This window comes from Embleya sp. NPDC055664 (assembly GCF_053618075.1).
Map to the genome: position 1 here is coordinate 19,662 of NZ_JBSHGZ010000047.1, position 16,705 is coordinate 36,366.

Here is a 16,705-nt window from a genome sequence, read left to right on the forward strand (position 1 = left end):
CCGGGGCGGCACGTGGCGAGGGGACGCGAGTGGGGGACGGCGTGAGCGGGCCGACGGGCGACGATCCGGCGTGGATCGGGCCGTACCGGATCGAGCGGCGGCTCGGCCAGGGCGGCATGGGCCGGGTGTATCTCGGGCGGTCGGCGTCGGGGCGGGCCGTGGCGGTCAAGGTGGTGCGGCCGGACCTGGCCGAGCACGCGGACTTCCGGCGGCGGTTCGCCCGCGAGGTGGCGGCGGCCCGCGCGGTGAGCGGGGCGTTCACGGCAGCGGTGGTCGACGCGGCGCCGGACGCGCCGAGCCCGTGGCTGGCCACGGTGTACGTCGACGGCATGGCGCTGTCCGACGCGGTGGCGAGGTACGGGCCGTGGCCGGAGGGGCCGTTGCGAGCGCTGGGGGCCGGGCTGGCCGAGGCGCTGGCGGCGATCCACGCGGTGGGCGTGATCCACCGCGACCTGAAGCCGTCCAACGTCATGCTGGCCGCCGACGGGCCCAAGGTGATCGACTTCGGCATCTCGCGGGCGGTCGAGGCGAGCGTGCTCACCCACACGGGCAGCACGGTCGGCTCACCGGGGTTCATGTCGCCCGAGCAGTGCGCCGACCGTGAGGTGGGCGAGCCTTCGGACGTGTTCTCGCTCGGCGCGGTACTGGCGTTCTCGGCGCGTGGGAGCGGGCCGTTCGGGCACGGGTCGGTGCCGGCGCTGCTCTATCGCGTCGTGCACGACGCCCCCGATCTCGACGGCGTGCCCGCCGTGTTGTCGCCGCTGGTGTCGGCGTGCCTGGACAAGTCGCCGACGGCGCGCCCTACGGCCGCCGAGGTGCTGGCCGAGCTGGCGATCGACGCGGGCGTGGCCGGAGCGGGCGCGGGATGGTGGTTGCCGCCGGCGGTGGCCGAGGCGATCACGGGCGGGGGCCGGGAGGAGGCGGCGCCGGCCGTCACGGTGCCCGTGGAGGAGGGTGCCGCGGGGGCGTTGGCTGTCACCGAGCCCGTGGAAGAAGGCGCGCCGGGGGCCTTGGCTGCCACCGAGCCCGTGGAAGAGGGCGCGCCGGGCGCGTCGGCCGTTACCGTGCCCATGGACGACGGTGTGCCGCAGGCGTCGGTCGTTACCGTGCCCGTGCCGGCGGGTGCGGGCGAGGAGGGTGGGGTGCCGCCGGTGCCGCCGCCGCCTCGTGCGTACCCCGTGCCTCCCGTGCCTGCTCGGCCGCCTCGTCCGGATGGGTTTCCGGGGTTCCTGCCACCGCCGCCGGCGAAGCCGGCCCGGGCGCGGCGTCGGGCGTTCCTGGCCGCCGGCTCGGTGGTCGCGGTGTCGGCGATCACCGTCGCGGTCGTCCTGGCCACGCGCGACGACGACGCCGGCAACCGGTCCGCGGGTACCCCCACGTCGACGGCGGGCGCGACGCGCACCGCCACGACGGGGCCGTCCACTCGCCCACCCGCGTCCGTCCCGCCCACCTCCGTCCCGCCCGGCGGGGGGCAGCCGTCGTCCACGTCCTCGTCCGGCACGACCACCCCACCGCGCACCGAACCCGACATCCGCGCCCTCGACGTCAGCAAGGGCGCCGGCGGGCTGGTGACCCGCGTACTCGAACCCGGTTCGGGCCCGGAGGTCCGAGCCGGGCAAGAGCTCACGGTCGACTACGTGGGCGTGTACCAGAGCGACCGCACGGTGTTCGACTCCTCGTGGGCCCGCGGCGAGCACGCCGTCTTCGGCATCGGCACGGGACAGCTGATTCCGGGCTGGGACGAGGGCCTGGTCGGCCAACGTGTCGGCAGCCGGGTGCAGTTGGTGATCCCACCCGACAAGGCGTACGGCGCGACCCCACCCGGCACGATGCGCCCGAACGCCACCCTCGTCTTCGTGATCGACCTCATCGCGGCACGCTGACGCCGCCGCCCCACGTGCCGGCGGTAGCGTGAGGGTGGAACCCTTACGTCGATGTGAGGGTCGACGGAGTCGTTGTGGGGTGGATCGAATGAAGATCGGGGAGTTGTCCCGGCTGACCGGGGTCAGTGTGCGGGCGTTGCGCTACTACGAGGAAGAGGGGCTGATCCGGCCCGCACGCGGCGGCAACGGCTACCGCGAATACTGCGCCGGAGCGGACGAGGTGGTTCGGCAGATTCGCGGGCTGATCGACTGTGGGCTGCCCACCCGGATCATCCGCGACATCCTGCCCTACCTCGACGGCCCCGCCGACCTGCTGCCGCAGATCCCGTGTGCGCGGATGCTCGATCAGGTCGCGGCGGAGCGGGAACAGCTCGACCGCCGTATCCGGTGCCTCACCCGCAACCGCAACGCCATCGACGCCTACCTGAGCGCCGCTCGCACGGCGGCTCGCGCGGACCGGGAGCACACGGACGCCGTGCGCGCTTGACCCTCACGCAAACGTGAGGGTTTTACCGTCCGGGCATGACTTCGACAACGGATTCCCTCCCGGCGGCGGACACCGTGCCGGGCACGCCGCGATGGCCGCTCGGCGGGCTGCTCGTACTGTCCGGCGCCGCCTTCGTGACCATCCTCACCGAGGCCCTGCCGGCCGGTGTACTGCCGGCCATGAGCGCCGATCTGCACGTGAGCGAGGCCCGCGCCGGGCTGCTGGTCACCGTCTACGCGTTGGCCGCCGCCCTGACCGCGATACCGATGACGGCCCGGACGTTGATCGTGCCGCGGCGCACCCTGCTGGTGGCGCTGCTCCTGGGCTTCGCCGGCACCAACGCGGTGACGGCGGTGTCCGGCGAGTTCGCCCTGACGCTCGGCGCCCGCGTGGTCTCGGGAGTGTTCGCCGGACTGCTGTGGGCCATGGTGCCCGCGTACGCCGCACGACTGGCCCCGGAGCGCAGCGGCAAGGCGATCGCCACCGCGCTGGCGGGCATGACTGTGGGGCTCTCGCTCGGTATCCCGGCCGGCACCGCGCTCGGCGGCCTGATCGGCTGGCGCTGGACCTTCGCCCTGCTCACCCTGGCGGCCCTGGCCCTGCTCGGCGCGGCCCTGCGCTGGTTGCCGCAACTGCCGGGTGAGCGGGCGCGGCGCGGCGGCGGACTGACGGCCACGATCAGGACACCCGGGATCGCCGCGATCAACACCGCCTCGATGGCGATGGTCCTCGGCTTCTACGTGCTCTACACCTACATCGCACCCTTCCTGGAGCGGGCGGATCCGGGTGTCGGCACCGGCACCGTGCTCTTCGTCTTCGGCCTCGGCTCGATGGTCGGCGTCTGGTTCGCCGGCCTCACCGCCGACCGCCGGCTGCGCGCCGCGACCCTTACCCTGCTGACCCTGGCCACGCTGTGCCTGGCGGCTTTCGGGCTGTTCGCGGACATCACCGCGGCCGTGCTGCTCGGCGCGTTCCTGTGGGGCGCGACGCACGGCGGCATCCCGACGCTGATGCAGACCGCAGGCGTCCGGGCGGCACCGCAGGACCCCGACACCGCCAATTCGTTGTGGGTCACCGGTTGGAACATCGGTATGGCCGGTGGATCCCTCCTCGGCGGCGCCGTGCTCTCCGGCGCCGGCAGCGAGGCCCTGCCGTGGACGGCCTCCGCGCTCCTCGCCGCAGCCGTCCTGACCACCGCCCTCGCCCGCCGTACCGGCTTCCCTCCGGCGCGGCGAGCAGTCGAGCACTCATAGCGCCCGTGTCGCCCGGACGACCAACGGGCCCGGTCGTCCGGGCAGTTCGCGGGGCCACCGATCGCCGGCGCGGAACGGGCCCGGCGGAAAAAAGAATCGGTGACCCGAAGGGCGTCGGGAATGGCCCCGCACGGGGGCTGGGCCGACCCGCACGCGTGCTCGGGCGGGGGTTCGCGAGGGTCGGGGCGGCCCCCTCCGGGGAGGCGTTCAGCCGGCCGCTCGCGGGATCGCCATACCGGCTCTGACCTGGTGTTTTCCCGAGATTTGCCTAGGCTGGGGGTCCTGTCGCAAGTTGTCGAAGGGGACATCGTGAGCAATGACGCCGGCACGTACGACGCGAGCCATATCCGGCTGCTCCACGGGGCGGAGGCCATTCGGGCGCGGCCCGGGATGTACATCGGCTCGACCGGTGAGCATGGCCTGAATCACATGGTGTGCGAGGTTGTCGATCGGGCCGTGAACGAGACCCTGGCCGGTGCCGCAGGCGGCTCCGTCGACATCACGCTCCTGCCCGACGGTGCCGTGTGCGTCGCAGACGACGGGCCCGGAGTGCCCGAGCCGGAAAGCCTGTTGACCCGGCTGTCGGTCGGGCCGCGGCCCATCGGCCGTCGCGACGTGTCGTTCCTGCACGGTGTGGAACTGTCCATCGTCAACGCCCTGTCGAGCCGGCTGACGGCCGAGGTGCGGCGGGACGGGGTCCGTTGGGTCCAGGAGTACGCGCGTGGCGAGGCCGTCACCTCGCTCACCGAATCGGGGGCGGCGACCGGGAGCGGGACCACCCTTACCTTCCAGCCTGATGCCGAGATCTTCACCACCACGGAGCCTTCGTTCGACGACCTGGGTGCGCGCTGCCGAGAACTGGCCTTCCTGTACCGGGAGTTGCACATCTCGCTGACCGATCGGCGGGGCCCCGGCGAGCCCGAGCCGACGCGGTATCGGTTCCCGGGCGGGGCACGGGACTTCGTCACGTTTCTCGACGATTCGCCGACGGCGGCCACCTCCACGGATATCGTCCATGTCGAGTGCGAGGACGCGCGGATGGCGGGGACGCTGGAGGTGGCCCTGCGCTGGGGCGGCTTCACCGAGGAGCGTGTTCGCGGTTTCGCCAACAGCCGGCCCACCATCGGCGGCACGCACCTGGTGGGCTTCCGCGATGGGCTGACGGCCGCGCTCACCGCGTACGCGCGCGAGCAAGGGCTGCTGACGGCGACGGACCCCGATCTCGACATGGACCGGATCGGCGTGGGCCTGACCGCGGTCGTGTCGGTGAAGCTGGACGGCCCCGAGTTCGAGGGCTCCACCCGTCAGGTGTTGGGCAATTCCCCGGTGCGCGCCTGTGTCCGCGACGCCGTTCGGGACCGGCTCGGCAGGTGGCTGGGCGAGCACCCCGAGGCCGCCCTCGGGCTCGTCGAGCGCATCGCCCGGCGCTCCTCCCGAGGCTGAGACGACGCGTGGCCGCCACCGGCGCGAACTCGGCTATCCGCCGGCCGTCCGTGCGCCGCCACGTACACCGCCGCACCGGCAACCCCCGGCCCGCTCGCGGCGCCGATCGCGATCAGGAACAGGCCCATGTGCGCGACGGTCGAGAACGCCAACAGCCGCTTCAGGTGCCGCTGTCGCCAACACATCAGCGCGCCGACCAGCGCGGTCAGCGCCCCGAGCGTAAACAGCGCCCGGTGTATCGTCGCGGCCGGCACGGTGCCGGAGAAGACGATCCAGTACACCCGGGCCAGGCCGTACAGCCCGAGTTCGACCATCACGCCGGAGAAGACCATGGATACCGGCGCGGGCGCGACCGCGTGTGCGTCGGGAAACCAGAAGTGGAACGGCACCGCCGCCGCCTTGACCAGCAGCCCGGTCGACACCAGCACGAACGCCGCGACGACCAGCGGATCCGGCCGATGCCCGGCCGGTTCGGCGCCGATCCGGGCGAAGCCCAGCCGGTCGGTGCGCGCGTACAGCAGACCGATGCCGAGGAGTGTGCAGTACGCGCCCAGTGAGTTGAGCAGGCCGAAATTCAGCGCGCCGTGCACCGCCCGCGACTCCTCGACCCGATAGCCGGTCAGCGCGTAGGCCACCACGCTCGCCGCCAACGCCGCGGCGGCGGCACCCATACGTCTCCTCCGCGTCGACGCCGCTCTCGTCCCGGGCGGCGGCGCGTCCCAGCGCCATGGTGGTGACCGTGCCGCCGACGGCCGCTGCGACGCCGATCAGCAGCAGCTTCAGCGCGGCCCGACCGGGCCCCGTCTCCACCGCCAGGGCCAACGTCACCAGCGGGGCGCCGAGCACGGCTCCGGGGGCGCCCGCGTGCAGGCGCGGATGTACCCCGGGCAGGGCGAGCACGGCGACCGCCGCCAGGAGCAGTGGTCGGCCCACCACGCGGCCCCACTGTGCGGCGCGGCGGCCCTCGCCCTGGCCGCGGCGGTGATCGTGCGCCGCTGCACCGGGTGACCCGCGGCCGCGGCGCCGGGCCGCATGCTCGTGGACGGGCCGGGTACGGGCCGTGTTGTCCGATTTTCACTCGGTGAGACAGGAGGGGCGCCATGCCCAGGGGATCGAGTCCCAAGCGGGAACGGCAGTACGAGCACATCAAGGACAGTGCGAAGAAGCGTGGTGAATCCACCAAGCGCGCCGAGGAGATCGCGGCCCGCACGGTGAACAAGGAACGTGCCCAGGCGGGTGAGTCCAAGACCGCGAGCCGCACGTCGTTGAAAGACATGCCCGCCAGTCGTCGAGGCGGCAAACATTCGCACTCCGGGTCCACCGGGCCCACCTACGACCAGCTCTACGCGGACGCCAAACGCCGCAATATCAAAGGCCGTTCCTCGATGAACAAGAAGCAGCTCCAGCAGGCGCTCGGCAACTGAGCGCCGCCCGGCCGCGTGTTCGCGCAAACGCGAAACCGCCCCCGATCAACCAGTGTCGGCGGGGGCGGTTTCGCGTTGCGACGGTCGGCTACCGGTCACCGGCCGAGGATCGTTTCGATCTGGCCGAGGAAGTCCTTGATGTCGCCCGGGTTGCGCGAGGTGATCATGACGAAGTCGCCCGTGTCGTCGCGGACCACCGACTCGTCGAGCCAGCGCCCGCCCGCATTGCGGATGTCCGTCGCGACCGAGGGATACGAGGTCAGCGTGCGGTCGCGGACGACGTCGGCCTCGACCAGCAACCACGGGCCGTGGCAGATCGCGGCCACGGGGCGGCCGGATGTGGTGAAGGAGCGCACGATCGCGAGCGCGGTGTCGTTCAGCCGCAGCGAGTCGGCGTTGAGCGTGCCGCCGGGCACGAGCAGCAGGTCGTAGCCGGAGGGGTCCACGTCGGTGAGGACGAGTGTGGGTTCCACGGCCACGCCCGGGTCCTTGTCGCTCACGAGCGTGCGGATCGGCTCCGTCGAGGGCGCCGCGATGGCCACCTCCGCGCCGGATTCGCGCAGTTCCCGGACGGGGACGACCAGTTCGTCCTGCTCGACCCCGTAGTTGGTGACGATCGCCAGGACGCGCCGGTCGGACAGGTCGTTTTCGGTCATGGTGCCGGGCCTTTCGATTCACGGTTCACGGTTCACGGTCACGTCGCCGATTCGTCGGCCGCGGCCGTGTGGTGCGCTGCCCCGTGTTCACATCTGGTCGGGCAGGCGCACGATCGAGCGGAAGAAGTCGTCGACCCCGCGGACGATCGCCACGAAGTCGTCCAGGTTCACGGGCTTGGTCACGTACGCGTTGGCGTGCAGGTCGTAGCTGCGCAGGATGTCCTCCTCGGCGGACGAGGAGGCGAGTACCACCACGGGTATCCGCCGCAGGTCGGCATCGGCCTTCAGGTGTTCGAGCACCTCGCGGCCACCCATCCGGGGCAACTGGAGATCAAGCAGGATCAGGTCCGGCCGGGGCGCGTTCTCGTAGCCCGCGCGTCGGTACAGGAAGTCCAGGGCCGCGACACCGTCGCCCACCACGCGCAGGGAACTGGGGACGCCGTCAGCGAATGCCTCCCGCGTCAGCAGCACGTCCCCGGGGTCGTCCTCGACCAGCAGGACCTCGATCGCCACCCCACGCTCGTTCACCCCCGAAGTCTGGCCCGAGACGGGTCCCGTCAAACCGGGTCCCGGCCGGTACCCGACCATCAGCCCAGGCCGTCCCGGTGCGGGTCGGCGGGGCGGGAGCCGAGATTGCCGAAGCCGGGCTGCTCGTGCGGGCCGCGCCGGTGGCCGTCCCGAGGAACCTCGGAGGGTTCCCGCCTGCCGATGTCGTCGCGTGTCGCCGGGCCGCCGGCAATCCCGCCGTGCGGTGGCGGGGGCGGCGGGCGGCGCCTGCGTCGGACACCGGCCACCACCGGGATGATGAGCAGGACGGCGAGCAGGAGCACGGCGGCGATGCCTACCGCAGCAAAGGGCGTCACGTTTGTCATGCCGCACGGCTACCCCGACTTCGGGTCGGCACCGGGTGCGGCGGTGATTTTTTCGTGGCCTGCGCCACGGTGCGGACGGCGGACCCGGATCGACGGGAATTCGCCCCGGTACGAGAATGCCCGCCGCGCGAATCCGCACCGTGGCCCACCGGGCTCCCGGGAATCCCACGGGGCGCGCCGGAATTCCGCCAGGCATGTGGTATTCCCACGTGCCTCGCCGGAATCGCATGAGGCTCGTGGGAATACCGATGTGCGCGGGAGAGCCGGGAAAGGCGGGTGCGCCGGTGCGGATGTTCGGAATCCGAATGCACCGTCGCCCCGCCTTCCGGAGGCCGCGCCGTCGGGGCGCGTATTTCGGATTACCAGCGATACCAGCGGCCTCGGCTCCCACCGGTGCCGGTCGAGCGGAACAGGAAGCCCAGCAGCCAGATGACCAGGACGGCTACGGCGACCCACCACAGCACCTTGAGCGCGAATCCGGCGCCGAAGAGGATCAGGGCCAGAAGCAGGACGAGGAGAAGGGGAATCATGGTTTGTACCTCCGCTCCGTGCGTGCCCCGGTCTTCGGGACCCATTCCTGAGGGCGGCAAGGTTTTACCGACGATTTTCGGCGGGCCTCGATGTTCGCCGACGTTCCCCGGCGGATTCCCGTGCGGCGGGTCGGCGCGAAGTTCGGGCGGCTGTGTGTTCCCCTGGAAATGTCCCTGTGTCATCGGGCCGGCGGACAGCGTGATACGGCGACGCCCCGGATGGCGCCCCGTGTACTGGGCCTCGTTCCCGCCGGTTCCGTGCCGCCGGGCGTCGCCCGCCCGCTCCCTTCACGGGGTGTGGGCGGGCCGTGAGGTGGAAGGGATCCACGGGTGGCCCCGCCCCGGGCCGTGCTCGACGTTCACCCGCTCCAGGGCCCCCGGCGTCCGTCGCATCCTCGTTCGGAGGCCCGTTTCGCGATGACCGATCGCCGCAACAATGCCGAAGCCCGCGCGCACCTGCGTGCCGAGACCGACCGCAACCTCACCCGTCTCGCGACCCTGGAACCCGGCACCCACGCGTACGCCAGGCTGCGCAACGACATCGTCGAGGACAACCTCAACCTGGTCGCCTACGCCTGCGCCCGCTACACCCGCCGCACCGACCTGCGCGAGGACCTGCGCCAGGTCGCCGCGATCGGCCTGATCAAGGCGGTCGACGGCTACCGCCCCGGTCGCGGCTCCGGCTTCCTCGGCTACGCCGTCCCGACCATCGCGGGCGAACTCAAACGCTACTTCCGCGACCACACCTGGGCCGTGCACGCGTGCCGCGGTGAGCAGGAGTTGTACCTGAAGCTGGTCCGCGCCCGGGACGAACTCGGCGCCCGCCTGGGCCGCGACTGCGACCACGCCGAACTGGCCCGCCACCTCGGCCTGGACCGGGACACCGTGCGCATGGGGCTGGAACTGGGCGCGGCGCTGCGCACCGAATCCCTTGACACCCCCGCCCCCGAGACCGAGCGCGGCGACGGCGGCGGCACCGGGTACGACCGGCACGGCGCCCCCGACCCCGCGCTGGATCTGGTCGTCGACCGCGAATCGTTGCGCCCGCTGATCGCCGAACTCGGCGAACGCGACCGCCGCATCCTCAAGCTGCGCTTTTGGGACGACCTCACCCAGGCCGAGATCGGCGACCGGCTGGGCCTGTCCCAGATGCACGTCTCGCGCCTGCTCAGCCGCGCCTTCACCACCCTGCGGGCGGGCATGCTCGGGCCGACGGGCGCGGGCTCGGCGGCGGCGTGTGCCGTCGGGGCGAAGGGCTGAGCGAGCCGCTACGCGCGCCGGATGTTCGTACGGTCGGCCACGACACGGATGGTGTCCAGTCCGGGGTCCACGGCGTCCGGGACGACCATGCCGGCGGATACTCCCGAGGTCAGGTAGTCGACGACGGGGCGGCTGAGGCGTTCGCCCGGCAGGACGGCGGGGATGCCCGGCGGGTAGGGGGTGAGCATTTCGGCGCAGACCCGACCGATCGCCGCGCGGGCGGACACCTGCTCGGTCTCGGCGAAGAACGCGTCCCTGGGCAACTGCTCCTGTTCCAGGCGTAGTTCACGCGGATCGGGGACGTGGATCGGGGCCCGTTCGGAGGCCGACATCGGCGGTGTCGCGGCCAGGGCGCGCAGGGCGTGGGTGAGCGTCGCGGTGGTGCGGTCGTCGTCGGCGTAGGTCAGCTGGGCACTGATCCGGCGGTGGTCGGATACGTGGAGGTTGATCCGGTGCTGCTCGCGCAGCCAGTCGGCGGCGGCGTAGCCGGTCGGGCCCAGCGCGGAGATGTCGATGATGATCTGCAGCGGATCGAGGTCGTGGGCGCGGTCGGGGCCGAGGAATTCGGCGCCGTTCACATGCAGGCCGTCGATGTCCTCGATGGTCGCGCGCACGTCGTGCGCCCGACCCAGCGCCGCGTCCAGGAGTTCGTGGCCCTTGGCGACCATGTGCGCGCGCCATCCGTCGAGCGCGGCGTAGATCAGGACGTTGGGGCTGGTCGTGCCGAGCAGGTCCGCGCGGGCGCGCAGCACGTGCGGATCGACCAGGTCGCCCTGGTGGTGGAAGACCGATGTCGTTGCCGGCGGGCGTACATCTGTCGCGGGGGTGCGGGCCCGAACCAACAGCCGCACCGGATGTGCACACCCGTCGCGCACCTCCGGGTCGGACGTGCGGCGACGACGTCGCGGCACGTTTGCCGACCTGCGTCCGACGTCCTCGGATCCGATGGCTCCACCCACCTCTGCCCGGTCGCCCCGACCGCACACCCGGCATCGGGCACCTCACGAGCCACACCCCGCACTCCACCCAACGGGCGGTCCGTGTCGGCGAGTTGGTTACCGTGCGGTATCCCGGCCGGGGTGGGGTGGGGTCGCCGTGTCGACGGGGCCGGGGACCGGTGGCATGAGGGATCGACCCCGGGGGTAGCCGGGGTGAATGCGAATCCAAGGGGCGTGCGAGGCGCGCGGGGTGGCGGCGACATGGGCGTGAGTGACGGGTCGCCGGGTGGGCACACGGATCGGGTGGGTCGATGGTTCGCCGAGTTCGCGGCGGGTCCGGGGACGGATCTCGCCCTGCCCGGGGCGGGCGCGACCGACGCGCGATGGCGGGTGTTGGTCGCGACGGCCGAGCGGGACCTGGCGCTGGGGCGACTGGCGGAGGGGCACGCCGACGCTCTCGCGATCATCGCCGAGGTGGCGCCGGACGCCGGGCCCGTGCCGGACGGGACACGCTGGGGCGTGTGGGCCGCGGAGCCGCCGGGGAGCAGGCTGGTCGCGACGGCTCGGGACGGGGGGTGGGTGCTGGACGGTGTCCGGCGCTACTGCTCGGGCGCGCTGATGTGTACACACGCCCTGGTCACCGCGGACACGGGGGAGGGGTCGAGGCTGTTTCGGATCGACCTCGACCACGTCGGCTTTCGGCCGCGGCCGGGCTCGTGGCCGGCGGTGGGCATGGCGGCCAGCCAGACGCTGGACGTCGAGATGGCGGGGCTGCCCGCCCGGCCGGTCGGCGCAGTGGGCGCCTATCTGGATCGGCCCGGATTCCACCACGGCGGCGCCGGCGTCGCGGCCTGCTGGTTCGGTGGTGCCCGTGCGGTGGCCCGCCCGTTGACGGCCGCCGCACGGGCCGGGCGGCTGGACGCACACGGCCTGGCGCAGCTGGGCGCGGTCGACCTTGCCCTGCATACGGCGGAGCGAGCGCTGTACGCCGCCGCGGCGGAGATCGACGCGGATCCGGCCGACCGGTCCGGCACCGCCGAGGTGCGTGCGTTGCGGCTGCGTGCCCTGGTCGAACGCACCTGTACGGAGGTGTTGGAGCGGGTGGGGCGGGCACTGGGCGCCGGCCCGCTGTGCCACGACGGTGAGCATGCCCGGGCGGTCGCCGATCTCACCGTCTACATTCGCCAACACCACGCGGAACGGGACTTGGCGCGGCTCGGCACGCTCGTGGCCGAGGCGTCGGCGGCGGGTGGGCGGGCCGGGCAGAGCGGGCGCACCGGGGGCGAGCGAGCGAAGGCGACCGTCCGATGAGCTCGGAGCCGGCAGTCGCCCGCGGCGTCGGTGCGCGGCCCGGACGCCTCGTCGACGCGACGCGCGAACCCGTGAACGCGATCCAGGCGCCCGGCACCCCCGAGCGGGACTGGATCCGGTGGCGCGGGCTGGACCGGCTGCCCCGGATCGCGCCGCCCGCGGCCGGCGGACTCGTGGTGGTCGCGGCACATCCCGACGACGAGGTCCTGGGCGTGGGCGGCCTGGTGGCGAGCACATCGGCGGCCGGCGAGCGGGTTCGGGTGGTCGTGCTCACCGACGGCGAGGCATCGCATCCGGACGGCCCGATCCCCCCGGCCGAGTTGGCGGCGCGTCGGGTCGGGGAGAGTACGCGTGCGCTCGCGGTGCTCTCGGCGGGTGGGCCGGCCGTCGAGATCGTGCGCCTGGGTCTGCCCGACACCGGCGTCGCCGCACACGAGGTCGCGGCCCGTGCGGCGCTGGTCGATCTGCTGGCCGGGTACGCGCTGTGCGCCGCACCGTGGTCCGGTGATCTGCACGCCGACCACGAGGCGGCCGGTCGGATCGCCGCCGCGGCGTGCGCGGCGGCCCGGACGCCGCTGGTCGAGTATCCGGTCTGGATGTGGCACTGGGCCGGTCCCGAGGATCCCCGTGTACCGTGGGCGCAGGCCGTGCGGATGGACCTCACCGACGACGGCGCGCGGCGCAAGCGGCGTGCGATCGCCTGTTTCGTGAGCCAGATCGCGCCGCCGGCGCCGGGCACGGACGACCGGGTGATTCTGCCTCCGGATGAACTCGCGCACTTCGAAAGGGACTTCGAGGTGCTGTTCCGGTGAGCCGGATTCCTCCCACGTCGCGCCGGTTCGAGGAGATGTACACGGACTCCGCGGACCCCTGGCAGTTGGGCGAACGTGCCTACGACCGGCGCAAGTACGCACTCACCCTGGCCGCGCTGCCCCGGGAGCGTTACCGCAGCGCGTTCGAACCGGCGTGCTCGGTCGGGGTGTTGACGGCCGCGCTGGCCCGACGCTGTGATCGGCTGCTGGCTTGCGACCTGGCGTCGATCGCGGTGCGCGAGGCACGGGCGCGCACCCGCGAACTGCCCGGCGTCACCGTCGAGTGTCGGCGCCTGCCCGAGCAGTGGCCGACGCCGGCCGACGCGCCGGGCGCGGTCCCCTTCGATCTCGTGGTGCTCTCCGAGTTCCTCTACTACTTCGAACCGGCGCGCCTGGCCGACGTGTTGGCCCGGGCCCGCGCCGACCTGGCCCCCGGCGGCACCCTGGTCGCGGTGCACTGGCGGCCGGCGGCCGAGGAGCACGTGCTCTCCGCCGAGCAGGTACATGCCGCCGTGCGTGCGTTGCCCGGCCTGGTCCGGGTGGTGGAGCACCGTGAGCCCGACTTCCTGTTGGATGTGCTGATCCGTGCCGACGCCCCCGCCGACACGCTGTCCCCGGCGGCCCGCGAGGGGCTGCGGTGAGCGCCGGGGGTACGGGCCGGCGGATGCGCGGCGTGATCGTGGTGGTGCCGGCCCGGGACGAGGAGGGCGAACTACCCGGCTGCCTGGCCGCGTTGCACGCCGCATGCGGTCGCCTGGCGATGCGCGGCGTGGCGACGAACATCGTGGTGACCGCCGACCGATGCCTGGACCGCACCGCCACGATCGCCCGGGCGCTGGGGGCCGACGTGGTCGAGTGCGACGCGGGTGCCGCCGGCGCGGCCCGCGCGGCGGGCTTCGCCGAGGCACTGGGTCGAAGCCGACTCGACCCGGCGGACGTGTGGTTGGTGACCACCGACGCGGACAGCCGGGTGCCCACGGACTGGCTCACCCGGCAGTTGTCCTGGGCGGCCCGGGGCTGGGACGCGGTGGCCGGGACCGTGCGGGTGGCCGACTGGAGCGCACACCCGCCGGGCAGCGCGGCGGCGTTCACCGCCCGGTACGACTCCTGGACCGGCCGCTCGCCGCACGTGCACGGCGCCAACCTCGGCTGCTCCGCCGACGCGTACCTGGAGGTCGGCGGGTTCCCGCCACTGGTGGTCGGCGAGGATCGCGCATTGGTGGACGCGTTGGAGGCGGCCGGTCGCCGAGTGCTGCGCACGTCCGCCCTCCGCGTGCTCACCTCGGCCCGCCTGGACTGCCGAGCACCGGGCGGCTTCGGCCACGACCTGCGCGAACAGGCACTCACCCTCGAAGCGGCCCCGGCAACCCGCCCCCGCTCGCTGCCGGGCCCGGGCCGGTAGGCCGGGTCGCAGGCCGGGTCGGCCGCGTCGCGGTGCTCCCACCCGGTTCGCGGATACCGTCCTCGTTGGCCACCGTCGCTTCGCACCCGCGTGAGGACACCCATGACCGACGACATCCCCGACCTCGCCGGCCGCATCCGGCGGCGCGAGGTGTCCAGTCGCGAGGTCGTGCAGGCGCACCTGGACCGCATCGCGGCGGTCGATCCCGCGATCAACGCCATCGTCACCCTCGACCCGGAAGGCGCCCTCGCCGCCGCCGACGCGGCCGACGCGGCGCTCGCCCGGGACGAGGCCGTCGGCCCGCTGCACGGACTGCCGATCGCGTTCCCTCGCCTTCTTCGATCGCTACGACGTCCTGCCGGCCCCGGTCAGCCAGGTCGTGCCGTTCGACGCCGAGCTGGAATACCCGCGCTCGGTCGCGGGCGTCGCCCAGCACACCTACCTCGACTGGATGCGCTCGGCGTACTTCGTCACCCTGCTCGGCGCGCCGGCCCTGTCCGTGCCGGCCGGGTTCACGCCCGACGGCCTGCCCGTGGGCCTCCAGATCGCCACCGCGCCGCGCTCGGACCTGGCGGCCCTGCGGATCGGCGCCGCCTTCGAGGCCGCGACCCGCTACGGGCGCCGGCGTCCGCCCCTGGGCTGAACCCGCCCGCGGCGTCTGCGAGTGGGAAGGGCGGGCGGGAACCGCTTCACGCTTCCACGGCCGTGCCGGCGAGGTGGTGGGCGACCTCGGCCGGGGCGACGAGTTGCGGATAGTGGCCGGCGCCGGCGATCTCGGTCACGGGGTGGTCGACCGGGACGACGAGTGGATCCGCCGAGCCGACGAGGATCCGGACCGGGACCCGGAGGCGGGTCAACAGGGTCCGGGAGTGCTCGCGTTCGGCGACGGTGGTGCGCAGGGCGCGGACCACGCGCCCCGCCGCGCCGGGGCGGCGCAGGTCGGCCGCCGCACCGGTCACCTCCGGGCCCTCCGGGACGCCGAGTGCTTCGGCAAGGCGGGCGGGAGACATCCGGCGCAGCCTCGGGACGGCCACGCCGGAGCGGGTGAGGCGGGCGGCGGGAGGTTGCAGGAACGCCGGGGAGACGAGGACGAGTGCGCCGACGCGCTCCGGATGCGCGGCGGCGAAGCGCAGCGCCGGGTCGCAGGCCGACGAGTGCGCGACCAGGACGGGGCGGGTCCGGACCGGGCGCAGCAGGTCGGCCAGCCAGGCGTCCACCGAGTGTGTGTCGGCCGAGCGGCCCAGGCCGGGGAGGTCGGCGGCCAGGAACGGCTCGGTGAGGTGGGCGGCGACGGGTGCCCACAGGTCGGCATTGAGCGGCAGGCCGTGCAGGAGGACGTGGGCGGGGCGGTGTCGTTCGCCGATCACCCACGTGGGGCTGCCGGCGACGGTGCGGAAGCCGTATGGGCTCGCCCAGGGCGTCGCGGTGCCGAAGCGGGTGGCCACCAGGTCGTCGGTCCACGTGCGCAGGGCACCGCCGACCGGGGGCATCGCCAGGTCGACGCGGGCCGCGAACGTGTGGGCGGAGGTGGTGGGGTAGCGGTCGGTGGACAGGAAGGACAACGTCTCGGGGTCGGCGTTGGTGAGCCGGCGCGGCAGTCGGCGCAGGAGGCCGACGGGGATGTTGCGCCGTGGGGCCGGTACGCCCGCATGGTCGGCGATGGTGCGGACGAGTTCGGGCAGCGGGGGTGTGGTGTCGTCGAGGATCCAGTGGTGTTCGCCCGCCGGCGCTGCCGAGACCTCGGCCAGGAAGCGGACGAGGTGGTCGAGGGTGACGATCGGCACGAAGGTGTCGGGCCCGCCGGGCAACGCGGGCAGTCGGCCGTGCCACAGGTCGTGGACCAGGGTCGCGAGGCCGATGTACTGGCCCGGTCCGATGACGACGCCGGGATTGGCGATGCTCAGCGGGATGCCCGATTCGTGGGCGCGGGCGCGTATCGCGAGATCCGCCTCCAGCTTCGACGCCTCGTACGCGCCCGATCCGGCGTAGTCGGGTGTGCCGTCGGGGGCGCTGACCCGGTATCCGCTGACGTGGACCAGGCGGCGCAGCCCGGGTAGGGAGGCGGCCCATTCGAGCACGTTGAGCGCACCGGTGACGTTGACGGCGCGCGCCTCGGCCGCGCTCAGGCCGAAAGCGTAGCGCCCGGCCGTGTTGTAGACGTCGGACACCTCGGGCAGCGCGGTGAGCGGACGGGTGATGTCGGCCCGGACGATGCTCAGGCCGCCGGTGTCGACGCCTCGGGCGGCGAGCCAGGGGGTGAGGGTGTCGCTGCGGACGGCGGCGGCCACGCGTTGGCCTCGACCCAGCAACTCGGCGACGAGGGCACGGCCGATGAAGCCGGTCGCACCGAAGACGATGGCGTCCATGGGGCTCCTTGGGTGATGTGTGATCAGTAGACCGATCTACATATTTTGCGGACAGGCGTGGACCGGAG

Annotated in this window: 18 protein-coding genes and 3 pseudogenes; 13 read left to right on the forward strand and 8 right to left on the reverse strand. The window is 73.3% G+C overall.

Annotation, left to right across the window (positions count from 1 at the left end; genetic code table 11):
- Nucleotides 1–41: 41 nt before the first annotated feature.
- The 4 genes from ACWGR4_RS42980 to ACWGR4_RS42995 all read left to right on the forward strand — a co-directional run bounded on the left by ACWGR4_RS42980 (nt 42) and on the right by ACWGR4_RS42995 (nt 5,066).
- Nucleotides 42–1,883, forward strand: a complete 1,842-nt coding sequence (locus ACWGR4_RS42980) for a protein kinase domain-containing protein (protein ID WP_452134324.1) — start codon at nt 42–44, stop codon at nt 1,881–1,883.
- A gap of 88 nt (nt 1,884–1,971) precedes the next feature.
- Nucleotides 1,972–2,370 carry a MerR family transcriptional regulator gene (locus ACWGR4_RS42985; protein ID WP_452130012.1) on the forward strand — a complete coding sequence of 133 codons (399 nt, stop codon included), beginning with the start codon at nt 1,972–1,974 and terminating at the stop codon, nt 2,368–2,370.
- A gap of 35 nt (nt 2,371–2,405) precedes the next feature.
- Entirely contained in the window at nt 2,406–3,623 is a 1,218-nt protein-coding gene (locus ACWGR4_RS42990) for an MFS transporter (protein ID WP_452130013.1), read from the forward strand.
- A 309-nt stretch (nt 3,624–3,932) separates the two neighbouring features.
- Nucleotides 3,933–5,066, forward strand: coding sequence for an ATP-binding protein (locus ACWGR4_RS42995; RefSeq protein WP_452130014.1), 1,134 nt, complete (start codon nt 3,933–3,935; stop codon nt 5,064–5,066).
- 50 nt (nt 5,067–5,116) lie between these two features.
- Here the strand turns inward: ACWGR4_RS42995 and ACWGR4_RS43000 are convergent.
- Both ACWGR4_RS43000 and ACWGR4_RS43005 read right to left on the reverse strand, forming a co-directional pair.
- Nucleotides 5,117–5,704: pseudogene (locus ACWGR4_RS43000) on the reverse strand (proton-conducting transporter transmembrane domain-containing protein); the annotation flags it as partial.
- 130 nt (nt 5,705–5,834) lie between these two features.
- Nucleotides 5,835–5,999, reverse strand: a pseudogene (locus tag ACWGR4_RS43005) (monovalent cation/H(+) antiporter subunit G); the annotation flags it as partial.
- Here ACWGR4_RS43005 and ACWGR4_RS43010 point away from each other — a divergent pair.
- Complete coding sequence (locus ACWGR4_RS43010; protein WP_452130015.1) at nt 5,931–6,074, forward strand: hypothetical protein; 144 nt, start codon at nt 5,931–5,933, stop codon at nt 6,072–6,074. The pseudogene ACWGR4_RS43005 and the gene ACWGR4_RS43010 sit on opposite strands and share 69 nt — an antisense overlap.
- 92 nt (nt 6,075–6,166) lie before the next feature.
- Complete coding sequence (locus ACWGR4_RS43015; protein ID WP_380002326.1) at nt 6,167–6,490, forward strand: plasmid stabilization protein; 324 nt, start codon at nt 6,167–6,169, stop codon at nt 6,488–6,490.
- Nucleotides 6,491–6,585: 95 nt separating this feature from the next.
- Here ACWGR4_RS43015 and ACWGR4_RS43020 read toward each other — a convergent pair whose 3' ends face one another.
- From ACWGR4_RS43020 to ACWGR4_RS43035, 4 genes are all read right to left on the reverse strand, one after another.
- Nucleotides 6,586–7,146 (reverse strand): type 1 glutamine amidotransferase domain-containing protein, encoded by a 561-nt coding sequence (locus tag ACWGR4_RS43020; protein ID WP_380002325.1) that lies wholly within the window; start codon nt 7,144–7,146, stop codon nt 6,586–6,588.
- 87 nt (nt 7,147–7,233) lie between these two features.
- Complete coding sequence (locus ACWGR4_RS43025; RefSeq protein ID WP_452130016.1) at nt 7,234–7,674, reverse strand: response regulator; 441 nt, start codon at nt 7,672–7,674, stop codon at nt 7,234–7,236.
- Nucleotides 7,675–7,733: 59 nt separating this feature from the next.
- Nucleotides 7,734–8,018, reverse strand: a complete 285-nt coding sequence (locus tag ACWGR4_RS43030) for a DUF6479 family protein (RefSeq protein WP_380002323.1) — start codon at nt 8,016–8,018, stop codon at nt 7,734–7,736.
- A 359-nt stretch (nt 8,019–8,377) separates the two neighbouring features.
- Nucleotides 8,378–8,548: a hydrophobic protein gene (locus tag ACWGR4_RS43035; protein ID WP_380002322.1), complete on the reverse strand. Its 171-nt coding sequence runs from the start codon at nt 8,546–8,548 to the stop codon at nt 8,378–8,380.
- Between the two features lie 417 nt (nt 8,549–8,965).
- On the opposite strand from ACWGR4_RS43035, the gene ACWGR4_RS43040 reads away from it, so the two are divergent.
- Nucleotides 8,966–9,808 carry a sigma-70 family RNA polymerase sigma factor gene (locus ACWGR4_RS43040; protein ID WP_380002321.1) on the forward strand — a complete coding sequence of 281 codons (843 nt, stop codon included), beginning with the start codon at nt 8,966–8,968 and terminating at the stop codon, nt 9,806–9,808.
- Nucleotides 9,809–9,816: 8 nt separating this feature from the next.
- On the opposite strand, the gene ACWGR4_RS43045 is transcribed toward ACWGR4_RS43040, so the two are convergent.
- The gene (locus tag ACWGR4_RS43045; protein ID WP_452130017.1) at nt 9,817–10,719 is read right to left on the reverse strand and encodes an Orn/Lys/Arg family decarboxylase; all 903 of its coding nucleotides are present in this window, start codon (nt 10,717–10,719) and stop codon (nt 9,817–9,819) included.
- A gap of 288 nt (nt 10,720–11,007) precedes the next feature.
- Here ACWGR4_RS43045 and ACWGR4_RS43050 point away from each other — a divergent pair, with 288 nt between their 5' ends.
- The 6 genes and pseudogenes from ACWGR4_RS43050 to ACWGR4_RS43075 all read left to right on the forward strand — a co-directional run bounded on the left by ACWGR4_RS43050 (nt 11,008) and on the right by ACWGR4_RS43075 (nt 14,914).
- Nucleotides 11,008–12,057, forward strand: coding sequence for an acyl-CoA dehydrogenase (locus tag ACWGR4_RS43050; RefSeq protein WP_452130018.1), 1,050 nt, complete (start codon nt 11,008–11,010; stop codon nt 12,055–12,057).
- The gene (locus ACWGR4_RS43055) at nt 12,054–12,869 is read left to right on the forward strand and encodes a PIG-L deacetylase family protein (protein ID WP_452130019.1); all 816 of its coding nucleotides are present in this window, start codon (nt 12,054–12,056) and stop codon (nt 12,867–12,869) included. The genes ACWGR4_RS43050 and ACWGR4_RS43055 overlap by 4 nt, the downstream gene beginning before the upstream one ends.
- Entirely contained in the window at nt 12,866–13,510 is a 645-nt protein-coding gene (locus ACWGR4_RS43060) for a methyltransferase (RefSeq protein ID WP_452130020.1), read from the forward strand. The genes ACWGR4_RS43055 and ACWGR4_RS43060 overlap by 4 nt, the downstream gene beginning before the upstream one ends.
- Nucleotides 13,507–14,271, forward strand: coding sequence for a glycosyltransferase (locus ACWGR4_RS43065; protein WP_452130021.1), 765 nt, complete (start codon nt 13,507–13,509; stop codon nt 14,269–14,271). The genes ACWGR4_RS43060 and ACWGR4_RS43065 overlap by 4 nt, the downstream gene beginning before the upstream one ends.
- A 102-nt stretch (nt 14,272–14,373) precedes the next feature.
- Nucleotides 14,374–14,524: pseudogene (locus tag ACWGR4_RS43070) on the forward strand (amidase); the annotation flags it as partial.
- Nucleotides 14,474–14,914: an amidase family protein gene (locus tag ACWGR4_RS43075; protein ID WP_452130048.1), complete on the forward strand. Its 441-nt coding sequence runs from the start codon at nt 14,474–14,476 to the stop codon at nt 14,912–14,914. The pseudogene ACWGR4_RS43070 and the gene ACWGR4_RS43075, both read left to right, overlap by 51 nt.
- Before the next feature lie 46 nt (nt 14,915–14,960).
- Here ACWGR4_RS43075 and ACWGR4_RS43080 read toward each other — a convergent pair whose 3' ends face one another.
- Complete coding sequence (locus tag ACWGR4_RS43080; RefSeq protein ID WP_452130022.1) at nt 14,961–16,637, reverse strand: alpha/beta fold hydrolase; 1,677 nt, start codon at nt 16,635–16,637, stop codon at nt 14,961–14,963.
- Nucleotides 16,638–16,705: the final 68 nt, after the last annotated feature.